Origin of the sequence: Janthinobacterium breve (assembly GCF_051380895.1) — a bacterium.
GTDB lineage: Bacteria > Pseudomonadota > Gammaproteobacteria > Burkholderiales > Burkholderiaceae_D > Janthinobacterium.
The window spans coordinates 211,587-236,878 of record NZ_JBNYXY010000002.1 but is presented as its reverse complement, the minus strand read 5'-3'; the positions used below and the strand labels follow the sequence as shown (position 1 = coordinate 236,878).

Here is a 25,292-nt window from a genome sequence, read left to right as displayed (position 1 = left end):
GGCTTTTTTCTTGGAGAAAAGAAGATGAGCTATCAAGCCCCGCTGAAAGACATGTTGTTCGTCATGAACGAACTGGCCGGCCTGGCCGAAATCCATACCTTGCCGGGCTGCGAAGACGCGACGCCCAACACGGCCGAGGCCGTGCTGGAAGAGAACGCCAAATTCTGCGGCGGCGTGGTGGCCCCCTTGAACGGCCTCAGCGACAAGGAGCCCAGTTTCTGGCACGACGGCCAGGTCACCACTTCGAAAGGCTTCAAGGAAGCCTTCAAGGCCTACGGCGAAGCGGGCTGGCAGGGCGTGCAGCACCCGACGCAGTTCGGCGGCCAGGGTTTGCCCAAGCTCTTGGCGACGCCCTGCATCGAAATGCTCAATTCGGCCAGCATCTCGTTCGCCCTCGTGGCCCTGCTGTCGGACGGTGCCATCGAAGCGCTGCTGACGGCCGGCAGCGATGAACAGAAGGCCGTTTACCTGGAAAACCTGGTGTCGGGCAAGTGGACGGGCACCATGAATCTGACGGAGCCGCAAGCGGGGTCCGACCTGGCCGCCGTGCGCACGCGCGCCGTGCCGCAGGGCGACGGCACCTATAAAGTCTTCGGCACGAAGATTTTCATCACCTACGGCGAGCACGACATGGCGGAAAACATCGTCCACCTGGTGCTGGCCCGCACGCCGGACGCGCCTGCTGGCGTGAAAGGCATCTCGCTGTTCATCGTGCCGAAGTTCCTCGTCAATGCGGATGGCAGCCTCGGTGCGCGCAATGACGCCCACTGCGTCTCCATCGAGCACAAGCTGGGCATCAAGGCCAGCCCCACGGCGGTATTGCAATTCGGCGACCACGGCGGCGCCATCGGCACCCTGGTGGGCGAGGAAAACCGCGGTCTCGAATACATGTTCATCATGATGAACGCGGCCCGCTTCGGCGTGGGCTTGCAAGGCATCGGCCTGGCCGAGCGCGCCTACCAGCAGGCCGTAGCGTTCGCCAAGGACCGCGTACAGTCGCGCGACCTGGCCGGTTCGCCTGGCCCCGTTTCCATCATCCACCACCCGGACGTGCGCCGCATGCTGATGTCGATGCGCTCGCAAACGGAGGCGGCGCGCGCGCTGGCCTACGTGGGCGCGGCCATCAGCGACGTGGCGCACCACCATCCGGACGCGGACGTGCGCGCGGAAAGCCTGGCCACCTATGAGTACCTGGTGCCCGTCATCAAGGGCTGGGCCACGGAAATGTCGCAGGATGTCACGCGCGACGGCGTGCAAGTGCATGGAGGCATGGGTTTCATTGAGGAAACAGGCGCTGCCCAGCATTACCGCGACGCCAAGATTCTCACCATCTACGAAGGCACGACCGCCATCCAGGCCAATGACCTGGTGGGCCGCAAGACGGTGCGCGACGGCGGCGCTGTGGCGAAAGCCATCATCGCCCAGGTGCGCGCCACGGAAGCCCAGTTGGGTGAACTGACCGGCGCCGACTTCCAGGCCATGCAGCGCCACCTGGCCGAAGGCAGCGCCGCGCTCGAAGCGGTGGTGGAATACGTGGTGGCGAACATGAAGACGGACATCAAGGCCGTGTTCGCGGGCAGCGTGCCGTACCTGAAGCTGGCCGGCATCGTGCTGGGCGGCTGGCAGATGGCGCGCGCGGCCGTGGTGGCGCAGCAAAAGCTGGGAGAAGGCAGCGGCGACGCCTCGTTCTACAAGGCAAAAATCGGCACGGCGCGCTTCTTTGCCGACCACATCCTGTCACAAGCGCCGGGCTTGCGGGCCACCATCATCGACGGCAGCGCCGGCGTGATGGCCTTGTCGGAAGAGCAGTTTTAAGTTGAAACTTGGCCGGCGCAAGCCGGCTGAATGCAAAAAAAGCGCTGGAGATCACTCTCCAGCGCTTTTTTTATGGGTGGTAAATTGTGCGCCGTATTATCTGCGGGCGATGCCACTGCCCGAGTTGCGTACGAGGTCGCCAGCAGCCAGGCCAGGGTCCTGGTCAAACGCGAAATCGGCCTTGGCGCCCGTTTCGTATTGCACGGTGACGGTCCAGGTCTTGGCATTTTTCATGTGGCCTTCCACTTGCTTGCCCGCGTAGGCGCCGCCGGCGGCGCCGGCCAGGGTGGCCAAGTCCTTGCCGCGTCCGCCGCCGACCTGGCGGCCCAGCAGGGCGCCGGCCACGCCGCCGCCGATCAGGCCCAGCGCGCCGCCTTCACCCGCTTTTTCAGTGACGTTGACTGCCAGCACCTTGCCGCAATCGGCGCAGATTTGCTGCTGGGCTGGCTTGCTGTTCTGGCCCGCATACGCGTTGCCAGTCTTTTGCGCGGCCTTGGCGTTGATGATGGCCTGGTCGTATTCGCCCTTGGCGTCGCGCAGGCATTGCATGCGGGCTTTCGAGCTGCTTTCTTCTGCGCACAGTTTCTTGTCGTCGGCATAGCGCGTGCTGGCTTGCTTCGTGTCGTAGGCGTATTGCGCCTTCGGCGACAGGTTTTGCGCGAAGGCGGATGTGCTGAACAGGGCCGTGATGGCCACTGCGAGGATGAGTGGGCGACGAATCATGATCTTCTCCTAGGGTGTTGAATGTGCCAGTAATGTCGGCATTGTGAATGCAGTATAGAGGAAAATCATAATTGCTTACCAACACTTACATGTGCGTGTGCGGCGCGCAAGGTGATGTTATTTCTACACGGGGATTAACCGTAGGCGCCGCCTGTGTACAGCAAATCGAACAGGCGCGCCATGGTGGCGATCAGCACGCCAGCGCCTAGCATCAAGGTAGCGACCAGCACCACGGCCAGGGGCCAGCCCGTGTCCGACAGGCGGCCGGAGGCGGCGTTGTAGCGGGCATCCCACTTGTCGTCCGGCATCAAGCCCAGTACCAGCGCTTCCAAGAAGCCGCCCAGGGCGGACAGGGTCAGGGGCAGTATCTGGTAAAACCAGTCGGCCTCGGGAAACAGCTGACGCAGCAGCAAGGCGGCGGGCAGGGCGGCCAGATGTAGCCAGCCCCAGCGGTCTTTGGCGCCATGCAGGTAGAAGCGGTGCGCGCCCAGCGTACCCAGCAGGAAAGCCAGCAAGGTGGTGAATGCCTTGTTCTTGTGCGACTGTTGCAAAATGGTGGCGGTGGTCATGGGACTCCAGAGTTGCTCATCGGTAAAGATTGCCAGTATCGGTCATTGTCCCGCACAACGATAGCACTTTCCTGTGGCGTTTATGCAATGATTTAGCCTGATTTCAAGCCATGGCCGGCACGATAGGCGCACACGCCTATTGCGTCTTCGGCCATGACTGGTCATAATGTTTGATTAGCCCAAATTACACGCCCGTCATCATAACGCTTGCTGCCTGGCGGTAAAGCGCGCTATAATTTGCGGCTTTTTCCGCCTCAGCACACTTTTTGGAAATATTATGGTCGTTATTCGTTTAGCTCGTGGAGGCGCCAAGAAGCGCCCGTTCTTCAACATCGTCGCTACTGATTCGCGCAATCGCCGCGACGGTCGCTTCATTGAGCGTATCGGTTTTTACAACCCGATGGCGCAAGGTGGCGAAGTTCCACTGCGTATCACCGCAGACCGTCTGGCCTACTGGCAAGGCGTTGGCGCACAATTGTCGCCAACCGTTGCTCGCCTGGTAGCCAGCAACAACAAAGCAGCAGCTTAATTAGATCACTGGTTTGACGGTCAAGACTGCATCCGGGGTGAAAGTCCCCGATGACCTGGTACAGGTAGGCTATGTCTCCGGTGCTTATGGCATTGCTGGCGGGGTCAGGATCACTCCTTTCTCCGACGACGCGGATGCATTATTAAGCGTCAAAACCTGGTGGTTTGATAAACCGACCTTGCATGATGTTCAAGTCAGGCAAGCGAAGTTACACGGCGGCGACGTCGTGGCCCAGCTGGTGGGTGTGGTCGGGCGGGATGCCGCAGAAGCGCTGAAAGGTGTCTCTGTGCAAATTCCGCGTAGCCATTTCCCGACGCTGACGGCCGATGAATTTTATTGGTCCGATCTGATCGGACTGACAGTCGAGAATTTGCAAGGCGAGTGCCTCGGCACAGTGCACGACATGATGAGCAATGGTCCGCAGTCGATCTTGCGCGTTACGCCCGTCGCCACTGCCGATGAGACCGTTGAAAAGGCGCCTGAGCGCCTGATCCCGTTTGTTGGCCAGTTTGTCATTAACGTTGACAAGACCGCCAACAAGATCAGGGTCGACTGGGGCCTCGATTATTAAACCGCCTGCGCTTTATATTGCGCCGGGCAAACTTTGCAGGATGGTGAACGATGCAATTTGATGTCGTGACCCTGTTCCCGGAAATGTTTGCCGCGCTGACGCAGTCGGGTGTGACCCGGCGCGCCTTCGAGCAGGGTAAATGTGGCTTGTCGCTGTGGAATCCCCGTGATTTCACGACAGACAATCACCGTACCGTGGATGATCGCCCGTATGGCGGCGGCCCCGGCATGGTGATGATGGCCCGTCCCCTCGAAGCGACAATTCATGCCGCGAAGCAACGCCAGGCCGCATTGGGACTGGCGGCGCCGCGCGTGGTGTTCATGTCGCCGCAAGGCCGTCCATTGACGCACGAGCGCGTCACGCAGCTGAAAGCCGAGCCTGGTTTGGTGATCCTGTGTGGCCGCTATGAAGCCGTGGACCAGCGTTTGCTGGACCGCTGCGTCGACGAAGAATGCAGCGTCGGCGACTTTGTCCTGTCGGGCGGTGAATTGCCTGCCATGGCGCTGATGGATGCGGTGATCCGCCTGTTGCCGGGTGTCTTGAACACCGAGGCATCGGCCATCGAGGACAGCTTCGTCAATGGTTTGCTCGATTCGCCGCACTACACGCGGCCGGAAACGTATGAAGGCATGGTCGTGCCGCCCGTCTTGATGGGTGGCAATCATGCAGAGATCGTCAAGTGGCGCCGCCAGCGCATGCTGGAAGCGACTGCGACGAAGCGGCCTGACCTGCTGGTCAGTGCACGCGCCGCCGGCTTGCTCAGCAAGACCGACGAAAAATTCTTGGCCAGCCTGTAAGCCGTCTCCGGACGGCCGGCAGGGTGGTCAGTAGTGCCGGGCATGTTGCCCAAATTGTGTTACCCATCCTCTACCGGGCGGATACTTGCTATCCACAGTGCGCCGGCATGATGGTTTTCGGAGTTATAAAAATGGACTTGATTCAACAATTAGAGCAGGAAGAAATTGCTCGTCTGGGTAAAACCATTCCTGAATTCGCACCAGGCGATACCGTTATCGTCAGCGTCAACGTAGTCGAAGGCACGCGCAAGCGCGCCCAGGCTTACGAAGGCGTCGTTATCTCCCGTCGTAACCGTGGCCTGAACTCGAACTTCATCGTTCGTAAGATCTCGTCCGGCGAAGGCGTTGAGCGTACGTTCCAACTGTACTCGCCGCTGATCGCTTCGATCGAAGTGAAACGCCGTGGTGATGTTCGCCGCGCCAAGCTGTACTATCTGCGTGAGCGTTCGGGTAAATCGGCGCGTATCAAAGAAAAATTGCCAAACCGCCGCGTTGTGGCGAAAGCAAGCGCGTAATATCAGCGTCTGCATTGGAAAAAAGGGCGCCTCAGGGTGCCCTTTTTTCATTTGTGGCGTTGTGATGAGAAGAGATAGTTATGGCGACTTTATTTGATCCAAAACAACTAGCCATCGATTCGATCGCCGGCGAGGCGGCGCTGGACGCCGTGCGCCTGACGCCCGGCTGGCTGCGCCAGCGCCTGGCCGAACAGCCTGACTGGCAGCCCGAGATTACCCAGGATTTCCTTTCCGCCCGCGCCGTGCCCGTGCGCGCCGCCGTGCTCATTCCCATGGTGCAACGCCCGCAAGGCTTGACCATCTTGCTGACCATGCGCACGGACCACCTGAGCAGCCATGCGGGCCAGGTCAGCTTTCCCGGCGGGCGCAGCGAAGCCTTCGATGCGTCGCCCCTCGCCACGGCCCTGCGTGAAACGCAAGAAGAGGTGGGCCTGGCGCCCGAGCACATCGAAGTGCTGGGCTGCCTGCCCGATTACCTGACGGGCACCGGCTACCAGGTCACGCCCGTGGTGGGCCTGGTGACGCCGCCGTTCGAGCTGCGCGCCGACCCGTCCGAAGTGGCGGAAATCTTTGAGGTGCCGCTGGCCTTCCTGATGGATGGCCTCAACCATCAGCGCCTGTCAGTGGAATTACCCGGCGGACGGCGCTCGTTCTACGCCATGCCGTATGAGCGCTTCTACATTTGGGGCGCCACCGCCGGCATGCTGCGCAATCTGTTTCACCTCCTGCGCGCGTAAAATGGTGCCCCGCACGTAATAAGTTTGATTCCAGCACTGCACTGCGCTATCGTAGCGGGCATTGCGGTATTGCTGAAAAAGACAAAAAGGACGTTTGATGACATTTCTCTCCATACTTTGCGCATTGCTGATCGAGCAGCTCAAACCTTTGCGCGCGGACAATCCGATCTACGCCGAAATCAAGAGCCTGGCAATGCGCATGGAGACCTGGTTCAATGCCGGCCACGCCAACCACGGCCGCATGGGCTGGTTCCTCATGATCGGCGCGCTGATGGTGCCGACGGCAGGCGTGTACTGGCTCTTGCAGCATTATCAGCTGACCCTGCTGGCCTTTGCCTGGAACGTGCTCATCGTCTACCTGACCCTGGGCTTCCGCCATTACAGCCACTACTTTACCTCGATCCAGCTGGCCCTGAGTGCCGGCGACGAAGCGACGGCGCGCACCTTGCTGGCAGACTGGACCAAGCTCGACACAGTGGGCATGGAAGCGAGCGAAATCGCCCGCATCGCCGTGGAAAAAGCCCTGGTCACCACGCATCGCAATGTATTTGGCGTCTTCTTCTGGTTCCTCATGCCGCTGGGCCCTGCCTGCGCCGTGATGTACCGCGTGGCCGAATACCTGGCGCGCGCCTGGAACGAGCCCGAGCACATGCGCAATGAAGCCTTCGGCCAGTTCGCCGCACGCGCCTTTTACTGGATCGACTGGATCCCCGTACGCCTGACGGCCGTGGCGTTTGCCGTGGTCGGCAATTTCGAGGATGCTATCTATGCCTGGCGCAATTTCGCCCAGCGCTGGCAGGACGAAGCCATCGGCATCATCTTGACGGCTGGCGGCGGCGCCATGGGCGTACGCCTGGGCACGCCAGCCGAAACGGCGGCGCGCGTGCTGACGACGCCGGACTTGGCCGTCGATGACAGCGACAGCGAAAGCGATATCCTGCCCGGCGAAGAGCCGGGCGCGCGCGCCTTGCAGAGCACGGTGGGCCTCGTATGGCGCGCCTTGCTGCTGTGGATGTTGCTGCTGCTGCTGATGTCGGGCGCCGTTTTCCTCGGCTGACGCGGGCGCACACGCGCTGTCCATGCGCCTTGCGCGTGGAACAAGGTTAAAATAGGGGCTGGCGCGTTACGCGTGCCGGCCCCTGTTTGCAGGGGCAGGGCAGATCGAGGTAGAACCCAAGTCTTCTATAAGATATAATACTGACTTACCGCAGCAAACGTAGTTGAATTACCAGCCCGGCTTACCCGCCGGGGCCATTCACGCAATCCAGTCCCGACAAGCCACATGGCCGAGTTATCTCAAAAAACAGGGGAACTCTCAGACGAGTTCTTCATCCTTGGTCTCACCAGCAATGGCAAGCAATTCCGACCCAGCGATTGGGCCGAGCGCCTTTGCGGAGTGATGTCCTGTTTCAATCCCGAAGGTGGCGGGCGCAATGCGCACCTCCAGTATTCGCCCTACGTGCGCCCGACCGTCGTCAATGGCGTCAAGTCGGTGGTGGTCAACACCAAGCTGCGCGAGATCGAGCCCATGGCGTTTCACTTCGTGCGCGAGTTCGCCAAGGATAACGACCTGCAGATCGTCGAAGCCTGCTTCCTGCCGCCCCCCGAAGAAAAGTAAGACCCGTTCGATTGATGTGCCTCAAACCCGCCACGGCGGGCTGGCGTAGCGTGGACACTCTGCCTCAAACGGAGTGGCGACATCTGTACCCTGCAAACCATCCATTGCCAGCGAGATACCGGCGTGCAAGCAGCGGCGCGGCTGATGCGCCAGTATCATGTGGGCGACCTGATCGTGGCCGAACAGCCGAATGGCGAGCGCGTCCCCATCGGCATCCTCACCGACCGCGACATCGTCATTTCCGTCATTGCCCTGGGCCTCGACCCTGCCAGCTTGCTGGTTGGTCGCGCAGCTGCTCACCGCCAGCGAAGACGAAGACGTCTACGAAATGAGCAGGCGCCTGCGGCATGCCCGGCATTGCGCAATTCCGGTCAAGTCACGGCTCCCTGAAAATGCTACAGTCGCTGCTCGTTCAACGGGAAGCGTTCATGCACTATCTGGCCAAGGCTCTCTGGTATATCGAATCGCATTACGCCGACAATCTCTCGCTCGGCGATATCGCCCACGTGGGTGGCGTCTCGCCGTGTCACCTGACGCGCGCGTTTGGCCTGGCCACGGGCCACTCCGTGATGCGCTATGTGCGGGCGCGCCGGCTCAGCGAGGCCGCCCTCGTGCTGGCGCAGGGCGCGCGGGACATCCTCGCCGTCGCTCTGGAAGCCGGTTACAGTTCCCATGAGGCATTTACACGGGCGTTCCGCGACCAGTTCCAGATCACGCCGGAAAGAGTGCGGGCCCAGCGCCATGTCGGCAACCTCACGCTGGTGGGGGCGATCAAAATGGATGTGGCGCCGGGCGTGGCGCTGGAAGCACCGCGTTTCGAGCAGGGTCCCGCCTTGCTGGTGGCGGGGCTGGTCGAACGTTATCGCGCAGAAACTTCTGCCGGTATCCCCGCCCTGTGGCAGCGCTTCCTGCCCCATGTGGCACCCGGCCAGCTGGTGTATGGCGTGTGCTGCAACAATGATGATGCGGGCAATTTCGATTACCTGTGCGCCATGCCGGTGAGCGACTTTTCCCAGGCGCCCGAGGGCTGGACGCGGTTGCGCATCGCCCCGCGGCGCTATGCCGTGTTTCGTCACCGGGGCCATATTTCCACCATCCGCGCCACCTGGCACACGCTGTGGAACGCGTGGCTGCCCCAGTCCGGGCTGGAGGTGGCGGACGCGCCCGATTTTGAACGCTACGACCAGCATTTCGATCCTGCCAGCGGCATCGGCGGCGTGGAAATCTGGCTCCCCTTGAAAGCATGAGCATGTTCAATACCGTGTCTGCGCCGGCTGCCGGCAGTACTGCGCTGCGCCAGCGCCTGTTGCAAACCGCCGCCGCGCTGGCGGCAGGCCTGCCCCTGTACTGGGTGCTGGGGCCGCAGCCGCTGGGCTGGCTCGCCTGGTGTGCGCCGCTGCCCGTGCTATGGCTGGCCCTGCGCTCGTCCCGTCGCGATGCCGCCTGGATGACGTTCCTGGCCGCCATGCTGGGACTGTCATCCAACGTTGCCTATTTCCGCTTGCTCATGCCCCTGCCGGCCGTGCTGGCCGTGATGCTCGTCAAGGCACTGCTGTGGCTGCTGGTGGTGCTGGCCACGCGGCGCCTCGTGCTGCGCTACCGCTCCGGCTGGACGGTGCTGGCGTATCCCGTGCTGTGGGTTGCCATCGATACGCTGATGGCGTCTTTACTGCCCGATGGCAACTGGGGCAGCCTGGCGTATTCGCAAGCGGACAATGTTGCCATATTGCAGTTGGCTGCCTTGGCGGGCGTGCCTGGCCTGCTGTTTTTGCTGTGCCTGCTGCCATCCGCGCTGGCCTTGCTGCTGGCGGGCGGGCGCACATATGCGCCAGCGGCGGGCGCCACCGTGCTATTGCTGCTGGCTGCGTGGGCGGGTGGCACCTGGCGCGTGCAGGGCGCGTTGGCCTCAAGCGGGCCGGCGCCAGGCGGGCCGCTGGCGGGACTGGTGGCCATCGATGACTTTATCGGCCCGGCCACGCCAGTGGCACGCGCGCAAGCCATCTGGGACCAGTATGCGCGCCACGTCGAGCAACTGGCCGGGCAGGGCGCCACGCTGGTGTTGTTACCGGAAAAGATCGCCGTGCTGGCGCCGGCGCAGGCGGATGCCGTAGAGCAGCGTTTTCGGGCGCTGGCGCGCAGTGCGGGCGTGTGGATCACTCTGGGCATCGGCGTACAAGACGCTGCCGGCCGGCGCAACCTGGCCTGGCTGTTTTCGCCCGATGGCGCCATGCCCATCCGCTATCAAAAACATCATCTGGCGCCGCCCGAGCGCGATTTTCTTGCTGGCAGCACATATGCCGTGCAGCCGGTGGTGGGTCTGGCGATGGGCCTGGCCATCTGCAAGGACATGCATTTCGCGCCCCTGGGGCAAGCGTATGGCGCGGCCGGGGCGCAGGCGATGCTGGTGCCGGCCTGGGATTTCCAGCTGGACGCCTGGATGGGCGCGCGCATGACCGTGGTGCGGGGCGTGGAAAACGGCTATGCGGTGCTGCGCGCGGCGCGCGAGGGTGTGCTGACGGTCAGCGATGCGTATGGACGGGTGCTGGCGGAACGGGCCAGCAGCGCTATGCCGGGCAGCACCTTGCTGGCGCCGTTGCCGGCACACCCGCCCGTCGCCACCTGGGCAGGATGGCTGGGGCCGCTGTTCGGCTGGCTGTGCGTGGCGCTGGGTGTGATTTTGCTGTGCCTGGGGCGCCGCGCCGCGCCCGCTCCCTGACGTGAAATGTTACGTTTTGCTGCAATGCGCAAAACCGCATTGCGTCACCCTTTTTATATTCTCCGTACGCTGACCATATAATCGCCGCCGATTATTGCACCATTGCCGTGCTTATATCGGCGCGACGCCGGCATATATATTGCACTGCAATAAGTGGTTTTATCTGGTATTGAGAAATTCGGGCGGCTGGTATTAATTGGTACTTAATTCGGCCACGAAGTCATACATATCGCCGCGGAAGTAGGAGCGGCAAAATTCCACGGCGCGGCCATCGCGCAAAAAGCCCAGCCTTTCCACCGACAAGCCCGCATCGCCTTCCTCCGCCTGCAGCAGGCTGGCCTGTTCCCCCGTCAGTAAAAGCGCGCTGAGGCGCTGCAAGGCGCGCACGGGCCGGTTGCCCGCCTGTTCCAGCGCGTCATACATGGAGATATCGACGGCGTCGAGGTCCGGCAGGCAACTGGCGACGATGGTGGCGTACTCCAGGCACATCGGCACCTCGTCCGCATAACGAATGCGGTGGAAGCGGTACACGGGCGCGCCCGGCGACAGCCGCAGGCGCAAGGCCTCTTCCGGCGTGACGGTACCCTCTGCGCGCTTGAGCCAGACACTGCGGGGCGTACGTCCGCGCGCCCGCATGTCCTCGGAAAACGAGGTCAGCTTGGCGAAATTCTTCTCGATGCGCGTATTGATGAAATTGCCCGAGCCGGGCCGGCGCACCAGCAAGCCCTCGTTGACGAGGCCATCGATGGCCTTGCGCACGGTGATGCGCGAAACGGCCAGGTCGGTGGCCAGCTGGCGCTCGGCCGGCAGGGCTTCGTCGGGACCGAGGATGCGCTTGTCGATCGCTTCGCGCAGTGCGCGCTGCAGTTGCTGGTACAGGGGCAGGCTACTCGTCTGCCCCAGGCCTTGCATGATGTGAGCCAGGGTTGTCATACGCTGAGGGTCTCCGTTACGGCGCGTTGCAGACGCGCTCTGTATCTGTTTTGTGTCGCTGGATAATACCAAAAAAGACCGTTATAAAACCAATTTGAATTATCAGGCCGGCAATTTATGCCTGGCCTCGCTGGTATTTACCCCGCTCATACGGGCTACAGATTGATTCAGCTGAAGTGGTCTGTGTGATTCAAACAACGTTATAAAAAAAAAGTTGCAACTGGTAGTGTTCTGGTATTGGATAGTAGTATATTGGCGTTGAATTGGTTTTGTAAGTGGTTGTGCCGAAGGGTCTGCAGCATGCCGGCGAGAGTGGGCGGGCTGGAAAGAAGACCTACGTTAAAAATGAAAAGGTTCCAATCCTGGAGCCTAAATCAAGGGGGAGTACATGAAACGCAATTTGACAGCTAGCTCTGCAGCACGCAATTTGACGCCTATCGCCGCTGCTGTGGCTATGTTGATGGCAGGCGCGAGTTTCTCGGCGCATGCGCAGGAAGCCGTGGCCAAAGAAGCCAAGCCGGCAGCAACGGCCGATGCTGACGCCGGCCAGACCGTCGTCGTGACGGGTATCCGTGCATCGCTGGAACAATCCTTGAACCAAAAACGTAATTCCGACAGCCTGGTTGAAGTGATCACGGCTGAAGACGTGGGCAAGATGCCCGATAAGAACGTTGCTGATTCCCTGCAACGTTTACCTGGCGTCAGCGTGGCCGCTGCCGGCGGCGGCGAAGGCAGTTTTGGCGAGAACGACCGTGTCGCCCTGCGTGGCACACCGTTCGGCCTGACCCTGACCACTTTCAATGGCCATTCGGTTGGCAGCGGCGACTGGTTTGCCGACAACATCATCGGTGGCGGCCGCAGCGTCAGCTTCTCGCTATTCCCATCGGAACTGATCGGCCGCGTGACGGTGCATAAAGGTTCGCAAGCCAACCTGCTGGAAGGCGGCGCCGAAGGCGTGGTCGATATCGAGAGCCGCAAGCCGCTCGACTTCAAGAAATCCCTGACGGGTCAGGTCAGTCTGGGCGCAGTTTATTCTTCCAACTCGGGCAAGAAAGATCCTCAGTTCAGCGGCATGATCAACTGGAAGAATGAAGCCAGTACGCTGGGTGTGCTGGTGCAGGGTTTCCATCAGAAACGTACGCTGAGCCGCGTCGGCCAGGAAAATCAGATCTGGTACGACAAAGTTGAGCCAGGTTCGGCCATGGCCCAGGGCATCCCTGGTGCAGCTGGCGCCATGACCAACTATCTGGGTGGCACTGCCTGGTTTGAACAGCAGCGTACCCGCGATGGCGGCCTGATCGATATCCAGCTCAAGCCATCGAAGGACCTGATGCTGGACTTGACCCTGTTCCATTCGCAGCTCGATGCACCGAACATCAATCACAACTTCATGCAATCGCTGGGCCGTGCAATCGGCAATAACTGGGCGTCACCTGGCTATCCTGGCGCGAATGTCAGCGGTACCGTCAGCAATGGTGTCGTCACCAGCGTCAATGCCACTGTTCCGGCCAACTGTCCGACTTGCGCCACAATGTCCGGTTCGGTGCAGGAAATCTTTAGCCGTCCTGTTGCCAAGAGCAAGTCCGACTTTATCAATCTGGATGGCAAGTATCGCGTCAATGATCGCCTGATGCTGACCGGTAAGCTCGGTACCACCAAAGGTGTCGGTGAAACCGTCAGTGGTGCTTTGGGCGTTTGGATGCCTTGGACGGGCGGCGGTTACACCATGAACGGTGCAAACAATCCAATTACCTACAATATTCCTGGCGCCAACAAGTTCTCGATCGGCGGCAATAGCGGTGATCCGTATACCTACGGCTCGCACGTGAAGGCAGTCGACAAGGAAACATATGGTCAGGTCGATGGTACGTTGAAACTCGATTTGCCAGCCATTTCGTCCCTGCAGTTTGGCGTGCGCGTAGCTCAGCACGAACGCAAGCTGGATGCGATCGGCATCAATTCGAATATCGCAGGCAATACTGCTGCTGGCGCACTGGGCAATCCAGCCAATCTGCCATTCGGCGGCCTGACCTCGTTCCCTAGTGGTTTTAACGACTTGGGCACGAATGGCGCTGGCTATTGGACGTTCTCGCAAGATGCCGTCAATGGTTGGCTGAGCAAGTATGCCAACTACTCCGGCAACCTGCGTCAGAGTGAATTCAACATCAAGGAGCCAACCCAATCGGCTTATGCGATGTTGAATTTCGGAGCAGAGAGTTTCTCGGGTAATATCGGCGTTCGCTTTGTCCACACCAAGGAAGATGTCGACCGCTACGAATTGAATCCGGCGGCACAGTATGTCATCAAGAACTATACGAATACGTATAACGACTTTTTGCCTAGCGCCAACTTCCGTCTGGATGTGACGAAAGATATCGTTGGTCGTTTCGGCATCAGCCGCACGATGGCGCGTCCTGAACTGGGCATGATGGCTGGCCTGGACTTGCGCGACCAGCAATTGTTCGGCATCGTCGGTAATCCGGATCTGCGTCCGATTCGTGCCAACAACGCTGAAATCGGCGTGGAATGGTATTTCGCTCCGAAATCGATGGTGTCGGCCGGCGCTTTCTACTCGGCACTGGATGGTTATGTGACGTATGGTAGCGGCAAAGCAACGTTCTTCAATCAGTTGCAAGGTAAAAACACCGAGTACGTGATCGGCACCCCGATCAACACGACGGCTGAAGTCAAAGGTGTGGAACTGGCCTACGTGCAAGCGCTGCCAGCTGGCTTTGGTATCAATGCCAACTATACCTATACGGATGGCAAGGAAACCGGCAAAGCAGCAGGTTCGGCTTGCGGCGCCTTGGTCAGCCCGGATTGCACGCTGATCGGTACGTCGAAAAATGCGTACAACGTTGGCGGTTTCTTTGAAAACGACAAGTTCAGCGCGCGTTTGACGTACAACTTCCGTTCGGGTTACCTGAACGGTACCAGCCGTAACAGTGCGGCCTTCCAGTCGTCGATCGGTAGCCTGTCGGCATCGATTGCCTATCAGTTGACTGAAAACCTGGCAATCACGCTCGATGGCAAGGACTTGAACAATCCGACTGTGCGTTCCGTCATCCATACTCCGGGTGCCGGCGATATGCCAGGCGCGCTGTACAAGAACGGCCGCCAGATCTACCTGGCACTGCAAGGCAAGATGTAAGACGTTTTACTTGGTTGATGCCTCCCGGCGGACACCCGGGATGGCGTGACAATGGCGGAGCGCAACTGGCTCCGCCATTTTTTTATTGCAAGATGGCTTTTTTATATGGTGGGATACCTCCGATGACATTACACGCAATGCTGGCTTGCTTCGCCTGCGCGCTGCCACTGGCTGCTTCCGCCACTTCCGCCGCGCCGGCCTTCGCGCCGGAAGTGGTGGCTTATTATCCCGGCTGGAAATCGGCCGATTTTCCCGTTAACGAGCACAATATTCACGCTGGCAATGTCAGCCTGATCCAGTACGCGTTTGCCGACATTTGCTGGGATGGCGAACATGGCAATCCCGCACCCGATGGCGGCGGCGTGAGCGTCTGCCTGGATGTGCAGGGCCAGCCGTCCCGGCCGGAAAATGGCAGCATCGTGCTGCCGGCACCGCAAACCGATGCCGACAACTTGCGCAAGCTCAATGCGCTCAAGCACAGTAATCCGCGGCTGCGCGTCTTGCTGTCGGTGGGCGGCTGGATCTGGTCGAACCGCTTTTCGGACGTGGCCGCCATGCCGGCTGCGCGCCAGGCGTTCATCGCTTCCGCGCTGGAGCTGGTGCGCCGGCATGGCCTCGATGGCATCGATATCGACTGGGAACATCCGGCGAGCGGGGGAATCCCCTGTATCGAAGGCAAGCTCTGCCACCGCAGCGACGACAAGGAAAATTATGTGCGCCTGGCTAGCGAGCTGCGTAGCGCCTTCGACCAGGCGGGCCAGCCGGCTGCCGGCCGCCATTACCTGATCACCATCGCTGCCGGCGCACACGCCAGCCTGAGCGACGACAGCGACGCCGCGCCCGGCTGGATGGCCCGCCTGGCGGCACAGCTGGACTGGATCAACTTGATGACGTATGACTACCGCGGCGTATGGGATGCCGAGAATGGCCAGCTGGCACCCCTGTATGCCGATCCCGCCGACCCGCAGCGCGCAAAGCAGTTGCATGCGGACGCCACCGTGACGCGCTTCCTGCGCGCCGGCGTGCCTGCCGCCAAGCTGGTACTGGGCGTACCCTTTTATGGCTATGGCTGGAAACAGTGCGCTGCCGGCCCCCGCGGCGATGGCCTGTACCAGGCGTGCCAGGGCGCGGCCAGCGGCAATGACGGTACGCCGACCTTCACTTACCGGCATCTGATCGAGCAGGGCTACCTGATCGATGGCAAGGGCGCGCGCGGCTTCCAGCGCTACTGGAATACCGCGTCGCAAGTGCCGTATCTGTACAACCGCGACAGCGGCGTCTTCATCAGCTATGAAGATGTGCAGTCGGTGGCCCATAAAGTGCGCTATATCCGCGACCGGGGCTTGCGCGGTGGCATGTTCTGGGAATTGAGCGGCGATGCGCAGCAGGTGCTGGGCACGGCCCTGGCACCCGTCATGACGGAGAAACGACCATGAACCAGCGCTACCTCGCCCTCGACGTCCTGCGCGGCCTGACCGTCGCCCTGATGATCGTCGTCAATACGCCCGGCGACTGGGGCAGCGTGTATGCGCCGTTCCTGCATGCTGACTGGCATGGTTTTACCCTGACGGACCTGGTGTTTCCCAGCTTTTTGTTTGTCGTCGGCAATGCGCTGGCTTTTGCGCTGGGGAAATATGAAAATCTGGGGCATGGCGCCGTGCTGGCCAAGCTGTGCAAGCGCAGTGCGCTGATCTTTTTACTGGGATTCTTGCTGTACTGGTTCCCTTTCTTCAAGATTGACGACGCGGGCCAGTTCGCCTGGTCGCCCCTGTCGCAGACGCGCATTCCCGGCGTGCTGCAGCGCATCGCCGTATGCTACCTGGCCGCTGCCCTGATCTTGCATTACTGGAAGACGCGGGGCGCGCTGGTTTTCAGCGCCTGCGCCTTGCTCGGCTACTGGGCCATCCTGGCGACTTGGGGCGACTACAGCTTGCACGGCAATGCGCCGGCCAAGCTGGATCTGATCCTGCTGGGTGACAGCCACCTGTACCACGGCGAAGGCATCGCCTTCGATCCGGAAGGTATCCTCGGCACCTTGCCATCGGTCGTCAATGTGATTGCCGGCTACCTGGCGGGCAGTTTTTTGCGCCAGGCGGCACCGGCGCAGTTGCGCTACAGCCTGGTTCAGCTGGCCGTCGCCGGTGCGCTCTGCGTGGCGGTGGCCCTGTGCTGGAATGAAGTGTTTCCGATCAACAAGAAGCTGTGGACCAGCTCTTACGTGATGCTGGGCATCGGCCTGGACTTGCTGCTGCTGGCGTTGCTGATGTTCGTCATCGACGTGCGCAAGATCACGGGCTGGACGTATTTTTTTGAAGTCTTCGGCAAGAACACCCTGTTTATCTACCTGGTGTCGGAAGTGCTGGTGATCATCGCGTTTACCGTGCGCATCGGCGGCGGCAAGCTGTACCAGTGGCTGTACCAGCATGGCTTTACGGGCTGGGCGCCGGCGCGGGTGGCCTCCTTGCTGTTTGCCATCAGCTTCATGCTGCTGTGCTGGCTGATCGCCTACGGCATGGACAAGCGCAAGATCTATATCAAAGTCTAGCGCTAGAACTTCAGCTTCAGGCCGTAACGGGTGGCCAGCGCGGTGAAGAGCAGCATCAGGGCGGTGACGGCGGCGGCATTCCACAGGCCGGCCGCGCCGCCCGTCTCCAGGTAGGGCCACCAGAAGCGCGGCAGGTGCAGTACGGCCGCCAGTTGCTGCCACAGGTCGGGCACGATGTAGGCGAACAGGGCATTGGTACCGGCGGGCAACAGCACCACCGCCCAGGCGCGCCAGCGCCACACGTCGATGACGACATAAAACACCAGGAACAGGGCCAGGATGATGGCGCTGCACACCAGGGTATACGATTCCGTCGCCGCGATCTTGTTGATGTGGTGATACGGTCGCAGCAGCAGGCCGGCCGCCAGCAGGCCCAGCGCGAACCACGCCATGAAACGTATCCTCCGGGCATGGTTCAAGGCGGCGCCGCGCAGGAACAGCTGGCCTACCAAGGTGCCGGCCAGCACATTGGCCGCCGTCGAGCCCAGCACCTGCGGCACGTTGACAATCCCGTTGATACCCACCGGCAGGAAATCCAGGCTGCCCGCCACACCACCCATGTACAGCACGATCAGCAGGGAAAACACGCCCATCAGCGCCGTGCCGCTACCCTGGCACGCCAGGTACAACAGGCTGCACAGCAGGTAGGACCAGCCTATCATGCCGAGGATGCCCCACCACGACGGTTGCAGCCAGGTGCTGGAAAACTCGCTGTTCAGTTCACCACGGAACGTCGCCAGCAGAAACAGCATCAGGGTTCCACCTGCGGCCAGCTCCAGCTTGCCCGCGCCCTGGCGCCATAGCAGGATCATGGCCACGTAAAACAGAAGGAAGAACACGGCCTGCGGCAGCAGCGCCGTTTGCGCATCATAGCGGTAGGCATTCGCCAGCACCACGCCGGCCAGCATCAGGCTGGCGGAGCGCCACAGCAGGCGTCCCAGCAAGGCTGGCGTGACATGGCCGCAATGGCGTTGCAAGGCCAGCGGAATGGCCATGCCGACCATGAACAGGAAGCCGGGGAAGACCAGGTCGGGCACGGTGATGCCGTCGGCGCGCGGCCCCGCATGTTCGAGCCACCAGGCAATGCCGGGCATGCCGGCCAGATAGTTGATCCAGATCATGATGACGATCACGCAGCCGCGAAAGGCGTCCAGGCTGATCAGGCGTTCGGCGGCGGCGGAGGTGGCTGGCGGCATGGAAGGATGAAAAAAGGTCGAAAAAAAAGCAGCCCCGGCGTGAGCCGGGAACCGCTTTGCGCATGTTGCGGGGAGCAGGAGTTACTGTGCCGCTGCTGCCGGCGCCGCCGCTGCCGTGGCAGGACGGTTCAGCCACAGAATCCAGTAACGGGCCAGGTCGCCCACGCCGTCGCCGCCCTTGATTGTTTCCAGGACCTTGATGGCATCATCTTTCTTGCCGGCCATGGCGTAGGAATAGCCGAGGCGTAGCTTGGCATCTTCCGGACGCTTCAAGCCGCCCTTGGCGATGCCTTTCTGGATCAGGTCGATACCTTTGTCGAACTGGTCCATCGTCACGAAGGCGTAGCCCAGGTTGATCAAGCCCGTGCCATCCTTGCTCTTCATGGCCGAGGCTTCGCCGCTGGCGATGTTTTTCGCATCGTCGGCAGCGGCCTTGGTGGCCTGGTCGCGCAATTTCTTGTGTTTGGCGGCATTCGCCCCCGTGCCCAGCACGCCTTTGGCAAAGCCCGCGTCGAGGACTTTTTTCGCTTCCGTCGGGAAGGCGTTCTGCAAGGCAATTTCAGCCATGTCGCTGTAATCTTGCGGCGGCATGGTGCCCACGGCCTTGAATTGCAGGCGCAGCACGTCCAGCGCGAAGCGGTCCGAATAGCCGGCCTTACCCTGCAGACGGCCCAGCAGGTCGCTCCAGTAGTCGTCCGACGGATAGTAGCGCACCAGGTTTTCCATGGCGACCAGATAAGCGGCCGGATCCTTGCTCTTCGATCCCGTATTGGCCAGCAATTGCAATTCTTCGATGGTCGGCGTCTTGCCCGCTTGCTGCTTGGCTGTCAGGTCGGCCATCAGTTCCTGTTTCGCGCGCGCGAAATCATTGCTGAAGTAGTAGGCGCGGATGATGTAGGGGCGCACGGTGGCCACGTCACCTGTTTCCGTCTGGTAACGGGTGAACCACTTGATGGCGTTCGGATAATCCTTGGCGTTGTAGTGATAGTTTGCCAGGGCCTGGATGAAGTCACCTTCCGATTTTTTATCCAGCTTGCCCGATTCGATCACCGCTTCCAGCGCCGTCATGGCCATGGTCGCATTGTTGGTGGTGGAGGCCAGCGCCACGCGCAGGCGGTTCAGCACGAACAATTCGTACGGCGTCAGGGCGGGAATGGCGGCAGCCTGGTCGATGCGGCTTTGCACGTCGGCATAGTTTTTCGCATCCATCGAGGCCTTCACGGCGGTCGGATCGAGCAGTTTGAATACTTCAGGACGCACCGTGTCTGCGGGCACGGCGGCGGGCGCACCGGCGGCAGCAGCTGGCTTGGCATCCTGCGCGTGCGACAGGGCTGGCAGGACGTTCAGGCCGATAGCGGCCAGGATCAGGCTGAGACGGGCAAGACGGAATTGGGACATGGGTTATCCTTCAATCAATAACAAAAATACGCACCGGCACAGGCTGCCGCAGCATCGCGCAGCGGCATCGCAAAGGGGCAGGGAATCTTAAAAAACACACATTCTGCCATTCCGACCGGATAAGGCCAAGGGCGTCAGTGTGATAAATAGCGGCTATTGTCACATAAACTGCTGGGCTGGTGCGGCAAACGTGCGCGCCAGTGCTTGCCCTTTGGCATCGAACAGCAGGCAGCGCTGCGCCGGCAGATGCAGGCACATGGCGTCGCCCGCCTGACGCAAGCCTTCTTCGGCCGGCAGCTTGACGGCCAGCATCTCGGTCACACCCGGCATGCTGGCGTAGACGATGGCCACATCGCCCAGGTATTCGACATGGCTGACGGCCGCGTCGAGCACGTTGTTTCCCGCATGACTGCCCGCATTGGCGTGCTCGCGCAGGCTGACATGCTCGGCGCGCACGCCCAGGGTCAGCTGCTCGCCCGGCGCCACGCCATCACCGTGCGCCTCGACCTCGATCACGGCGCCGCCGGGCAGGCGCACGGCCACCGTGCCGGGTCCGCAGGCAACGGCCTCGCAAGCGATGAAGTTCATCTTCGGCGCGCCCAGGAAGCCGGCCACGAACAGGTTGCCTGGATGGTTGTACAGCGCGTGCGGACTGCCCACCTGCTCGATGCGCCCGCCGTTGAACACGACGATGCGCTCGCCCAGGGTCATGGCTTCGACCTGATCGTGCGTGACGTAGATCATGGTGGTTTTCAGTTCCTGGTGCAGGCGCGAAATTTCCACGCGCATCTGCACCCGCAACGAGGCGTCGAGATTCGACAGCGGTTCGTCGAACAGGAACACCTTGGGCTTGCGCACGATGGCGCGGCCGATGGCCACGCGCTGGCGCTGGCCGCCCGACAGGTCCTTCGGTTTGCGCTTGAGCAAAGGCGTGATCTGCAAGATCTCGGCCGCGCGCTCGACGGCGGCGCGCACCTCCGCCTTCTTGTGTCCCGCCAGGCTCAGGGCGAAGGCCATGTTCTCGTACACCGTCATGTGCGGATACAGGGCGTAGCTCTGGAAGACCATGGCCAGGCCCCGCTCGGCCGGCGCGATATCGTTGGCCAGCTTGCCGCCGATATGCAGCTCGCCGTCCGTGATGTCTTCCAGCCCGGCGATCATGCGCAGCAGGGTTGATTTACCGCAACCTGAAGGCCCCACGAAGACGACGAATTCGCCGTCGCGGATATCGAGGTCGATGCCGTGGATGACCGGGTGCTTGTCGTCATACAGCTTGACGATATTCTTTAAAACGATATGTGCCATTTGGTGGTTCTATCCTAGCTGGCGCTGGCTGGCGCCTGGGGGGAATCGGCCTTGCTCAGGTCGGGCTTGTCGGTGGCATCCTTGGCGCCGATGCGCATGAAGCGCGACAGGATCAAGACAGGCAGGGCCGACACCAGCACCCACAGGAAAAAGGTCTTGTAGCCCAGCGCGGTCTGGATGTCGCCGCTGATCATCTTGAACAGCACGAAACCCAGCTGCATCACGCCGGTGGCGAACGCATAGTGGGCCGTCTGGTACTTGCCGACGGAGACCACCTGCATCATGAACAGGATCAGGCCGACGAAGCCGAAGCCATAGCCGAACATTTCCACGCTGAGCGCGGCCGTGATCAGGGTCAGATCGGTGGGCATGCTGTGGCTCAGGTAATAGAACACCAGGTTCGGCAAGTTCATGGCCAGGATCAGGAAGAACATGGCGCGCTTCAGGCCCAGCCAAGATGTGAAATAGCCGCCGCCTATGCTGCCCAGCAAAAAGGCCACGGTGCCGGCCGTGCCGTACACGGCGCCCACTTCCGTCGTCGACAGGCCCAGGCCGCCCAGTTCGCGTGCTTCGCGCAGGAACAGGGGGCCGATGGTCTGCACTTGCGCCTCGCCGGCGCGAAACAGGATGATGAAGGCGATCATGCCCCAGATGCCGGGCTTTTTCAGGAAGTCCACCAGCACGTCCCACAGGGTGCGGCTGATGCCAGCCACGCTCTTGTCAGCCACGGCCGCGTTGCGCACCTGCGGCAGCGCCCACAGGTGGTAGGCGGCCAGCGACAGCATCATGGCGCCGATGATCAGGAAGATCACCGACCAGGCGGGCTTGATGCCGATTTTTTTCTCCAGGTAGCCTGCCAGGATCACCAGGCCGCCCAGCGAGATGAATTTGCCGGCGTTGAAAAAGGCGCCTTGCCAGCCCGCGTAGGCCGCCTGCTGCTTGTCCGACAGGCTGGCGATATACAGGCCGTCGCAGACGATATCGTGCGTGGACGAGGCCAGCGCGGCGACGAACAGCACGGCGATGCAGGCTGCAAACCACAGCGGCGTTTGCAGCGCCAGCGCGATCAGGCCCAGGCTTAGTCCACCGGCGAACTGGAACAGCACCACCATGGTCTTCTTGCTCGACGCCAGTTCCAGGAAGGGACTCCACAGCGACTTGAAGACCCAGGCAAAGCCGATCAGGCCTGTCCAGCGGGCGATCTGGTCGTTCGGCACGCCCATGCTCTTGAACATCAGGCCGGCCACCAGGGCCACGGCGTAAAACGGCAGGCCCTGGGCAAAGTACAAGGTGGGCACCCAGGAAATCGGGCTGCGGACGCCGCCCTTGCTACTGCTACTGCTGATGCTCTTGTCGTTCATGGATGCTTCCTCGGGTCGTCTTGAAAGTCGGGTACTGCGTTCGGTGCAAAGGCGCGATTACTGGCAGCGCCGCCTGGCCTCGGCCATGATGATGCGGTCGGCCGCCTCCTGCGCGTACACGCCGCTGGCGGCCGGGTAGCGTGCGGCCATCGCCGCCAGGCGCTGCAGCCGGCTACCCACCGCCTGCAGCGGCAGGGCGCCCGACGCCAGCGCGGCGCTGACGTCGTCCAGCGCGGCCGGCAGCTGCGCGGCATCGGCCAGCAGGGCCATGTCGGCGCCGGCGGCCAGGGCGCGCGAGCCGACATGCCCGCCCTGCGCGTCGATGCCGGGCGTCAGCAGCACGCCGCCGTAGCCCCACTGCTGGCGCAGCAAGCCATGCATCACCGCGTGGGACAGGCTGGCAGGCTGGCGCGCGTCGAGGGCCGGATAGGTCACGTGTGCGCTCATCATCGAGGCCGTCTGCGCGGCGGCCTGGCGAAACGGCACGAAATCGTGTTCTTCCAGCTGCGAGCGGGTCTTGTCGACGCTGGGAAGGACGCCACTGGCGCTGTGCTGCGGCAGGTACAGCCTGGCGCAGCACGCCACGCCCTCGGCCTGGCAGCCCGCCGTCCATGCTTGCGCCATGGCGGCGGCTTGTGCCGGGTCGCCGCCAAACGCCTGCGCGGCGCCAGGCGCCTGTCCGGTGCCGGTGTCGAGATTGAGCAGGGGCGCCAGCAGCAAGTTGATCCCCAGTGCGCGCAAGCCGCGCGCCGTTGCTGCGCCCGTGCCGTTGGCCAGCTCCGCGTCGCCGATGGCGCACAAGTCCATGGCGTCGGGCGGCTGCGGCAGCCAGGCCGGATAGGCCGCCGGCATGCCGGCCGGGTCGATGGCGATCAGCGCCTGCGGACCCAGGGCACGGCGCAAGTCCGTGCTCAAGCGGTTCAGCTGCGCCGCATCGCGCAGATTGGCCGCGTGCAGGCACACGGCACGGATGCCGTTCTGCTGCAGCCATTGCGCCATGGCCGCATCGAGTTCGGTACCGGGGATGGCCGTCATCAGCAGCTGCCCGGCGAGCAGGCGCAGGTCGGTGGCGATGGCGGCGCTCATTTGACGGCGCCGTCCATGCCGCGCATGAAGAAGCGCTGGGTAAACAGGAAGGCGAGCAGGGTCGGCACGATGGTGATCAGGGTACCTGCGGCGATTACACGCGTGCTGCTGCCGAAGGTGCCGCGCAAATACAGCACGCCCACCGACAGGGGAAATTCATCGGGCTTGCTCATGACGATGGAGGGCCAGATGTATTCATTCCACGATTCGACGGCCGTCAGGATGCCGACGGTGGCCAGCCATGGCGTAATCAGGGGCAGCATGATGCGGCTGAAGATCACCCACTCGGAGGCGCCATCGACACGCGCCGCGTCGATCAGGTCTTGCGGCACTTCCTCGAACGCCTGCTTGAGCAGCAAAATGGCCACGGCCGTCACCACGTTGGGCAGGATGACGCCCGTGTAGGTGTCGACCAGGCTCATTTGCGTGATGGTGATGAAGTTGACGAGAAAATTCACCTCCGACGGCAGCACCAGGGTGGCCAGGATCAGGCCGAACACCAGCTTGCGGCCACGGAATTTCAGGCGCGCCAGCGGATACGCGGCCAAAGAGCACAGCAGCAGTTTCCAGAACACGGTGAACACGGCGATCAGCACCGAGTTCTTGAAAAACGACCAGATCGGAATGGCCTGGAACACTTCGATGAAGTTGTCGAAGGACGGCGCCTTCGGCCAGAAAGTGGGCGGGAAGGCGAAGATATTGCCTTCCGTGGAGATGGCCGTCACCAGGGTCCACCAGAACGGGAAGACGCAGACGACGGCGATCGCGCACAGCACGGCATAGTGGCCCGCATATTGGCCTATGCGTTGCAAACGCGTTTTCAGGGGGCGGGAGCGGGTTGTCATGGTCATTCCCTCTCAGCGGTGCTTGGGTTTGAGGTAGCGTAGGCACAGCAGGGCGATGCCTATGCAGAACAGCGAGACGACAAAGCTGGCCGCCAGCGCGCGCGGCAGTTTCAGATGCTTGAGGCCCTGGTCGTAGGCGTAGTACAGCGCCGTGAAGGTGGAATTCATCGGCCCGCCCTGCGTCAGTACGTCGACTTCCTGGTAAGCCTTCAAGGCCGCCAGCACGGACAGGATGGAACACAGCATGATGGTCGGGCGCAGCATCGGCACGGTGATCTTCCAGAAGCGCTGCCAGCGGTTGGCGCCATCGAGCATGGCCGCTTCCTGCATGTCCGACGGGATCGATTGCAGCGCCGCCAGGTACATCACCATGTACCAGCCCAGGCCGCGCCACAGGGTGACGAACATGACGGCAAATAGGGCCAGGCTGTCGTTCGTCAGCCAGCCCACGGGCGCGTTCACGAGTTTCAGCGTCAGCATCACGTAATTGAGCGCGCCCTGTTCGTGGAACATGAAGCCCCACATGATACCGACCACGGAAACGGTGGTCACCACGGGCACGTAGAAGGCGGCGCGGAACAGGCGGATGCCGGGCAGGCGGTTGTTCACCAGCACGGCCAGCACGATGGCGCCCACCTGCACGAAGGGCACCATCAGCAAAAACATCAGCGAGTTTTTCAGGCCCGAGACGAACATCTCGTTGTTGAAGATATAGCGGAAGTTATCGAGGCCGACGAAGCGCGTCTCGCGTATCAGGCTGTAGTCGGTAAACGCCAGCACGGAGCCGTAGCCGACGGGCCAGAAGGAAAAGGCGGCCAGCAGCAGCAGGGCCGGGGTCAGGAACAGCCATGCTTGCACGGTGTGGCGGTGGGCGAGTTTCAT

At 61.8% G+C, this 25,292-nt stretch carries 24 protein-coding genes; 14 read left to right on the top strand and 10 right to left on the bottom strand.

Features of this window, described 5'->3' with window-relative positions; all coding sequences use genetic code 11:
• The first annotated feature begins 24 nt into the window (after positions 1–24).
• On the top strand, positions 25–1,815 hold the full coding sequence (locus tag ACQ4W0_RS03915) for an acyl-CoA dehydrogenase (protein WP_436575583.1): 1,791 nt from the start codon (positions 25–27) through the stop codon (positions 1,813–1,815).
• Between the two features lie 96 nt (positions 1,816–1,911).
• Here the strand turns inward: ACQ4W0_RS03915 and ACQ4W0_RS03910 are convergent, their stop codons facing one another.
• The gene (locus tag ACQ4W0_RS03910; RefSeq protein ID WP_436575582.1) at positions 1,912–2,538 is read right to left on the bottom strand and encodes a glycine zipper 2TM domain-containing protein; all 627 of its coding nucleotides are present in this window, start codon (positions 2,536–2,538) and stop codon (positions 1,912–1,914) included.
• Between the two features lie 134 nt (positions 2,539–2,672).
• Entirely contained in the window at positions 2,673–3,107 is a 435-nt protein-coding gene (locus tag ACQ4W0_RS03905) for an NINE protein (RefSeq protein ID WP_436575581.1), read from the bottom strand.
• A 277-nt stretch (positions 3,108–3,384) separates the two neighbouring features.
• Between ACQ4W0_RS03905 and rpsP the strand changes: the two genes are divergently transcribed.
• The 10 genes from rpsP to ACQ4W0_RS03855 all read left to right on the top strand — a co-directional run bounded on the left by rpsP (position 3,385) and on the right by ACQ4W0_RS03855 (position 10,590).
• Positions 3,385–3,636: a 30S ribosomal protein S16 gene (gene rpsP / locus ACQ4W0_RS03900; RefSeq protein WP_010395524.1), complete on the top strand. Its 252-nt coding sequence runs from the start codon at positions 3,385–3,387 to the stop codon at positions 3,634–3,636.
• A gap of 13 nt (positions 3,637–3,649) precedes the next feature.
• Positions 3,650–4,207, top strand: a complete 558-nt coding sequence (gene rimM, locus ACQ4W0_RS03895; RefSeq protein WP_436575580.1) for a ribosome maturation factor RimM — start codon at positions 3,650–3,652, stop codon at positions 4,205–4,207.
• Positions 4,208–4,257: 50 nt separating this feature from the next.
• On the top strand, positions 4,258–5,004 hold the full coding sequence (gene trmD / locus ACQ4W0_RS03890) for a tRNA (guanosine(37)-N1)-methyltransferase TrmD (RefSeq protein ID WP_436575579.1): 747 nt from the start codon (positions 4,258–4,260) through the stop codon (positions 5,002–5,004).
• Between the two features lie 131 nt (positions 5,005–5,135).
• Positions 5,136–5,519: a 50S ribosomal protein L19 gene (gene rplS, locus ACQ4W0_RS03885; protein WP_010395528.1), complete on the top strand. Its 384-nt coding sequence runs from the start codon at positions 5,136–5,138 to the stop codon at positions 5,517–5,519.
• 80 nt (positions 5,520–5,599) lie between these two features.
• Positions 5,600–6,256 (top strand): CoA pyrophosphatase, encoded by a 657-nt coding sequence (locus tag ACQ4W0_RS03880; protein WP_436575578.1) that lies wholly within the window; start codon positions 5,600–5,602, stop codon positions 6,254–6,256.
• 97 nt (positions 6,257–6,353) lie between these two features.
• Positions 6,354–7,313 carry a CobD/CbiB family protein gene (locus ACQ4W0_RS03875; RefSeq protein WP_436575577.1) on the top strand — a complete coding sequence of 320 codons (960 nt, stop codon included), beginning with the start codon at positions 6,354–6,356 and terminating at the stop codon, positions 7,311–7,313.
• Between the two features lie 225 nt (positions 7,314–7,538).
• Positions 7,539–7,874, top strand: a complete 336-nt coding sequence (locus tag ACQ4W0_RS03870; protein WP_029496213.1) for a DUF3579 domain-containing protein — start codon at positions 7,539–7,541, stop codon at positions 7,872–7,874.
• 123 nt (positions 7,875–7,997) lie between these two features.
• Positions 7,998–8,264: a CBS domain-containing protein gene (locus tag ACQ4W0_RS03865; RefSeq protein WP_436575576.1), complete on the top strand. Its 267-nt coding sequence runs from the start codon at positions 7,998–8,000 to the stop codon at positions 8,262–8,264.
• A 38-nt stretch (positions 8,265–8,302) separates the two neighbouring features.
• On the top strand, positions 8,303–9,121 hold the full coding sequence (locus ACQ4W0_RS03860) for an AraC family transcriptional regulator (protein ID WP_436575575.1): 819 nt from the start codon (positions 8,303–8,305) through the stop codon (positions 9,119–9,121).
• A 2-nt stretch (positions 9,122–9,123) separates the two neighbouring features.
• Positions 9,124–10,590, top strand: coding sequence for a nitrilase-related carbon-nitrogen hydrolase (locus ACQ4W0_RS03855; protein WP_436575574.1), 1,467 nt, complete (start codon positions 9,124–9,126; stop codon positions 10,588–10,590).
• Between the two features lie 192 nt (positions 10,591–10,782).
• Here ACQ4W0_RS03855 and ACQ4W0_RS03850 read toward each other — a convergent pair whose 3' ends face one another.
• Positions 10,783–11,523 (bottom strand): GntR family transcriptional regulator, encoded by a 741-nt coding sequence (locus ACQ4W0_RS03850; RefSeq protein WP_436575573.1) that lies wholly within the window; start codon positions 11,521–11,523, stop codon positions 10,783–10,785.
• A gap of 460 nt (positions 11,524–11,983) precedes the next feature.
• Between ACQ4W0_RS03850 and ACQ4W0_RS03845 the strand changes: the two genes are divergently transcribed.
• From ACQ4W0_RS03845 to ACQ4W0_RS03835, 3 genes are all read left to right on the top strand, one after another.
• Complete coding sequence (locus ACQ4W0_RS03845; RefSeq protein WP_436575572.1) at positions 11,984–14,674, top strand: TonB-dependent receptor; 2,691 nt, start codon at positions 11,984–11,986, stop codon at positions 14,672–14,674.
• 122 nt (positions 14,675–14,796) lie between these two features.
• A complete protein-coding gene (locus ACQ4W0_RS03840) occupies positions 14,797–16,110 on the top strand; it encodes a glycoside hydrolase family 18 protein (RefSeq protein ID WP_436575571.1) in 1,314 nt (437 codons plus the stop codon).
• Positions 16,107–17,219, top strand: coding sequence for an acyltransferase family protein (locus ACQ4W0_RS03835; RefSeq protein ID WP_436575570.1), 1,113 nt, complete (start codon positions 16,107–16,109; stop codon positions 17,217–17,219). The genes ACQ4W0_RS03840 and ACQ4W0_RS03835 overlap by 4 nt, the downstream gene beginning before the upstream one ends.
• 2 nt (positions 17,220–17,221) lie before the next feature.
• On the opposite strand, the gene ACQ4W0_RS03830 is transcribed toward ACQ4W0_RS03835, so the two are convergent.
• From ACQ4W0_RS03830 to ACQ4W0_RS03800, 7 genes are all read right to left on the bottom strand, one after another.
• Positions 17,222–18,415 carry a DUF5009 domain-containing protein gene (locus ACQ4W0_RS03830; protein ID WP_436575569.1) on the bottom strand — a complete coding sequence of 398 codons (1,194 nt, stop codon included), beginning with the start codon at positions 18,413–18,415 and terminating at the stop codon, positions 17,222–17,224.
• A gap of 81 nt (positions 18,416–18,496) precedes the next feature.
• A complete protein-coding gene (locus ACQ4W0_RS03825; RefSeq protein WP_436575568.1) occupies positions 18,497–19,813 on the bottom strand; it encodes a tetratricopeptide repeat protein in 1,317 nt (438 codons plus the stop codon).
• A 159-nt stretch (positions 19,814–19,972) separates the two neighbouring features.
• Complete coding sequence (locus ACQ4W0_RS03820) at positions 19,973–21,118, bottom strand: ABC transporter ATP-binding protein (RefSeq protein ID WP_436575567.1); 1,146 nt, start codon at positions 21,116–21,118, stop codon at positions 19,973–19,975.
• 14 nt (positions 21,119–21,132) lie between these two features.
• The gene (locus tag ACQ4W0_RS03815) at positions 21,133–22,479 is read right to left on the bottom strand and encodes an MFS transporter (RefSeq protein WP_436575566.1); all 1,347 of its coding nucleotides are present in this window, start codon (positions 22,477–22,479) and stop codon (positions 21,133–21,135) included.
• Positions 22,480–22,536: 57 nt separating this feature from the next.
• Positions 22,537–23,565: a glycoside hydrolase family 3 N-terminal domain-containing protein gene (locus ACQ4W0_RS03810; protein WP_436575565.1), complete on the bottom strand. Its 1,029-nt coding sequence runs from the start codon at positions 23,563–23,565 to the stop codon at positions 22,537–22,539.
• On the bottom strand, positions 23,562–24,410 hold the full coding sequence (locus ACQ4W0_RS03805) for a carbohydrate ABC transporter permease (protein WP_436575564.1): 849 nt from the start codon (positions 24,408–24,410) through the stop codon (positions 23,562–23,564). The genes ACQ4W0_RS03810 and ACQ4W0_RS03805 overlap by 4 nt, the downstream gene beginning before the upstream one ends.
• A gap of 12 nt (positions 24,411–24,422) precedes the next feature.
• On the bottom strand, positions 24,423–25,292 hold the full coding sequence (locus tag ACQ4W0_RS03800; RefSeq protein ID WP_436518579.1) for a carbohydrate ABC transporter permease: 870 nt from the start codon (positions 25,290–25,292) through the stop codon (positions 24,423–24,425).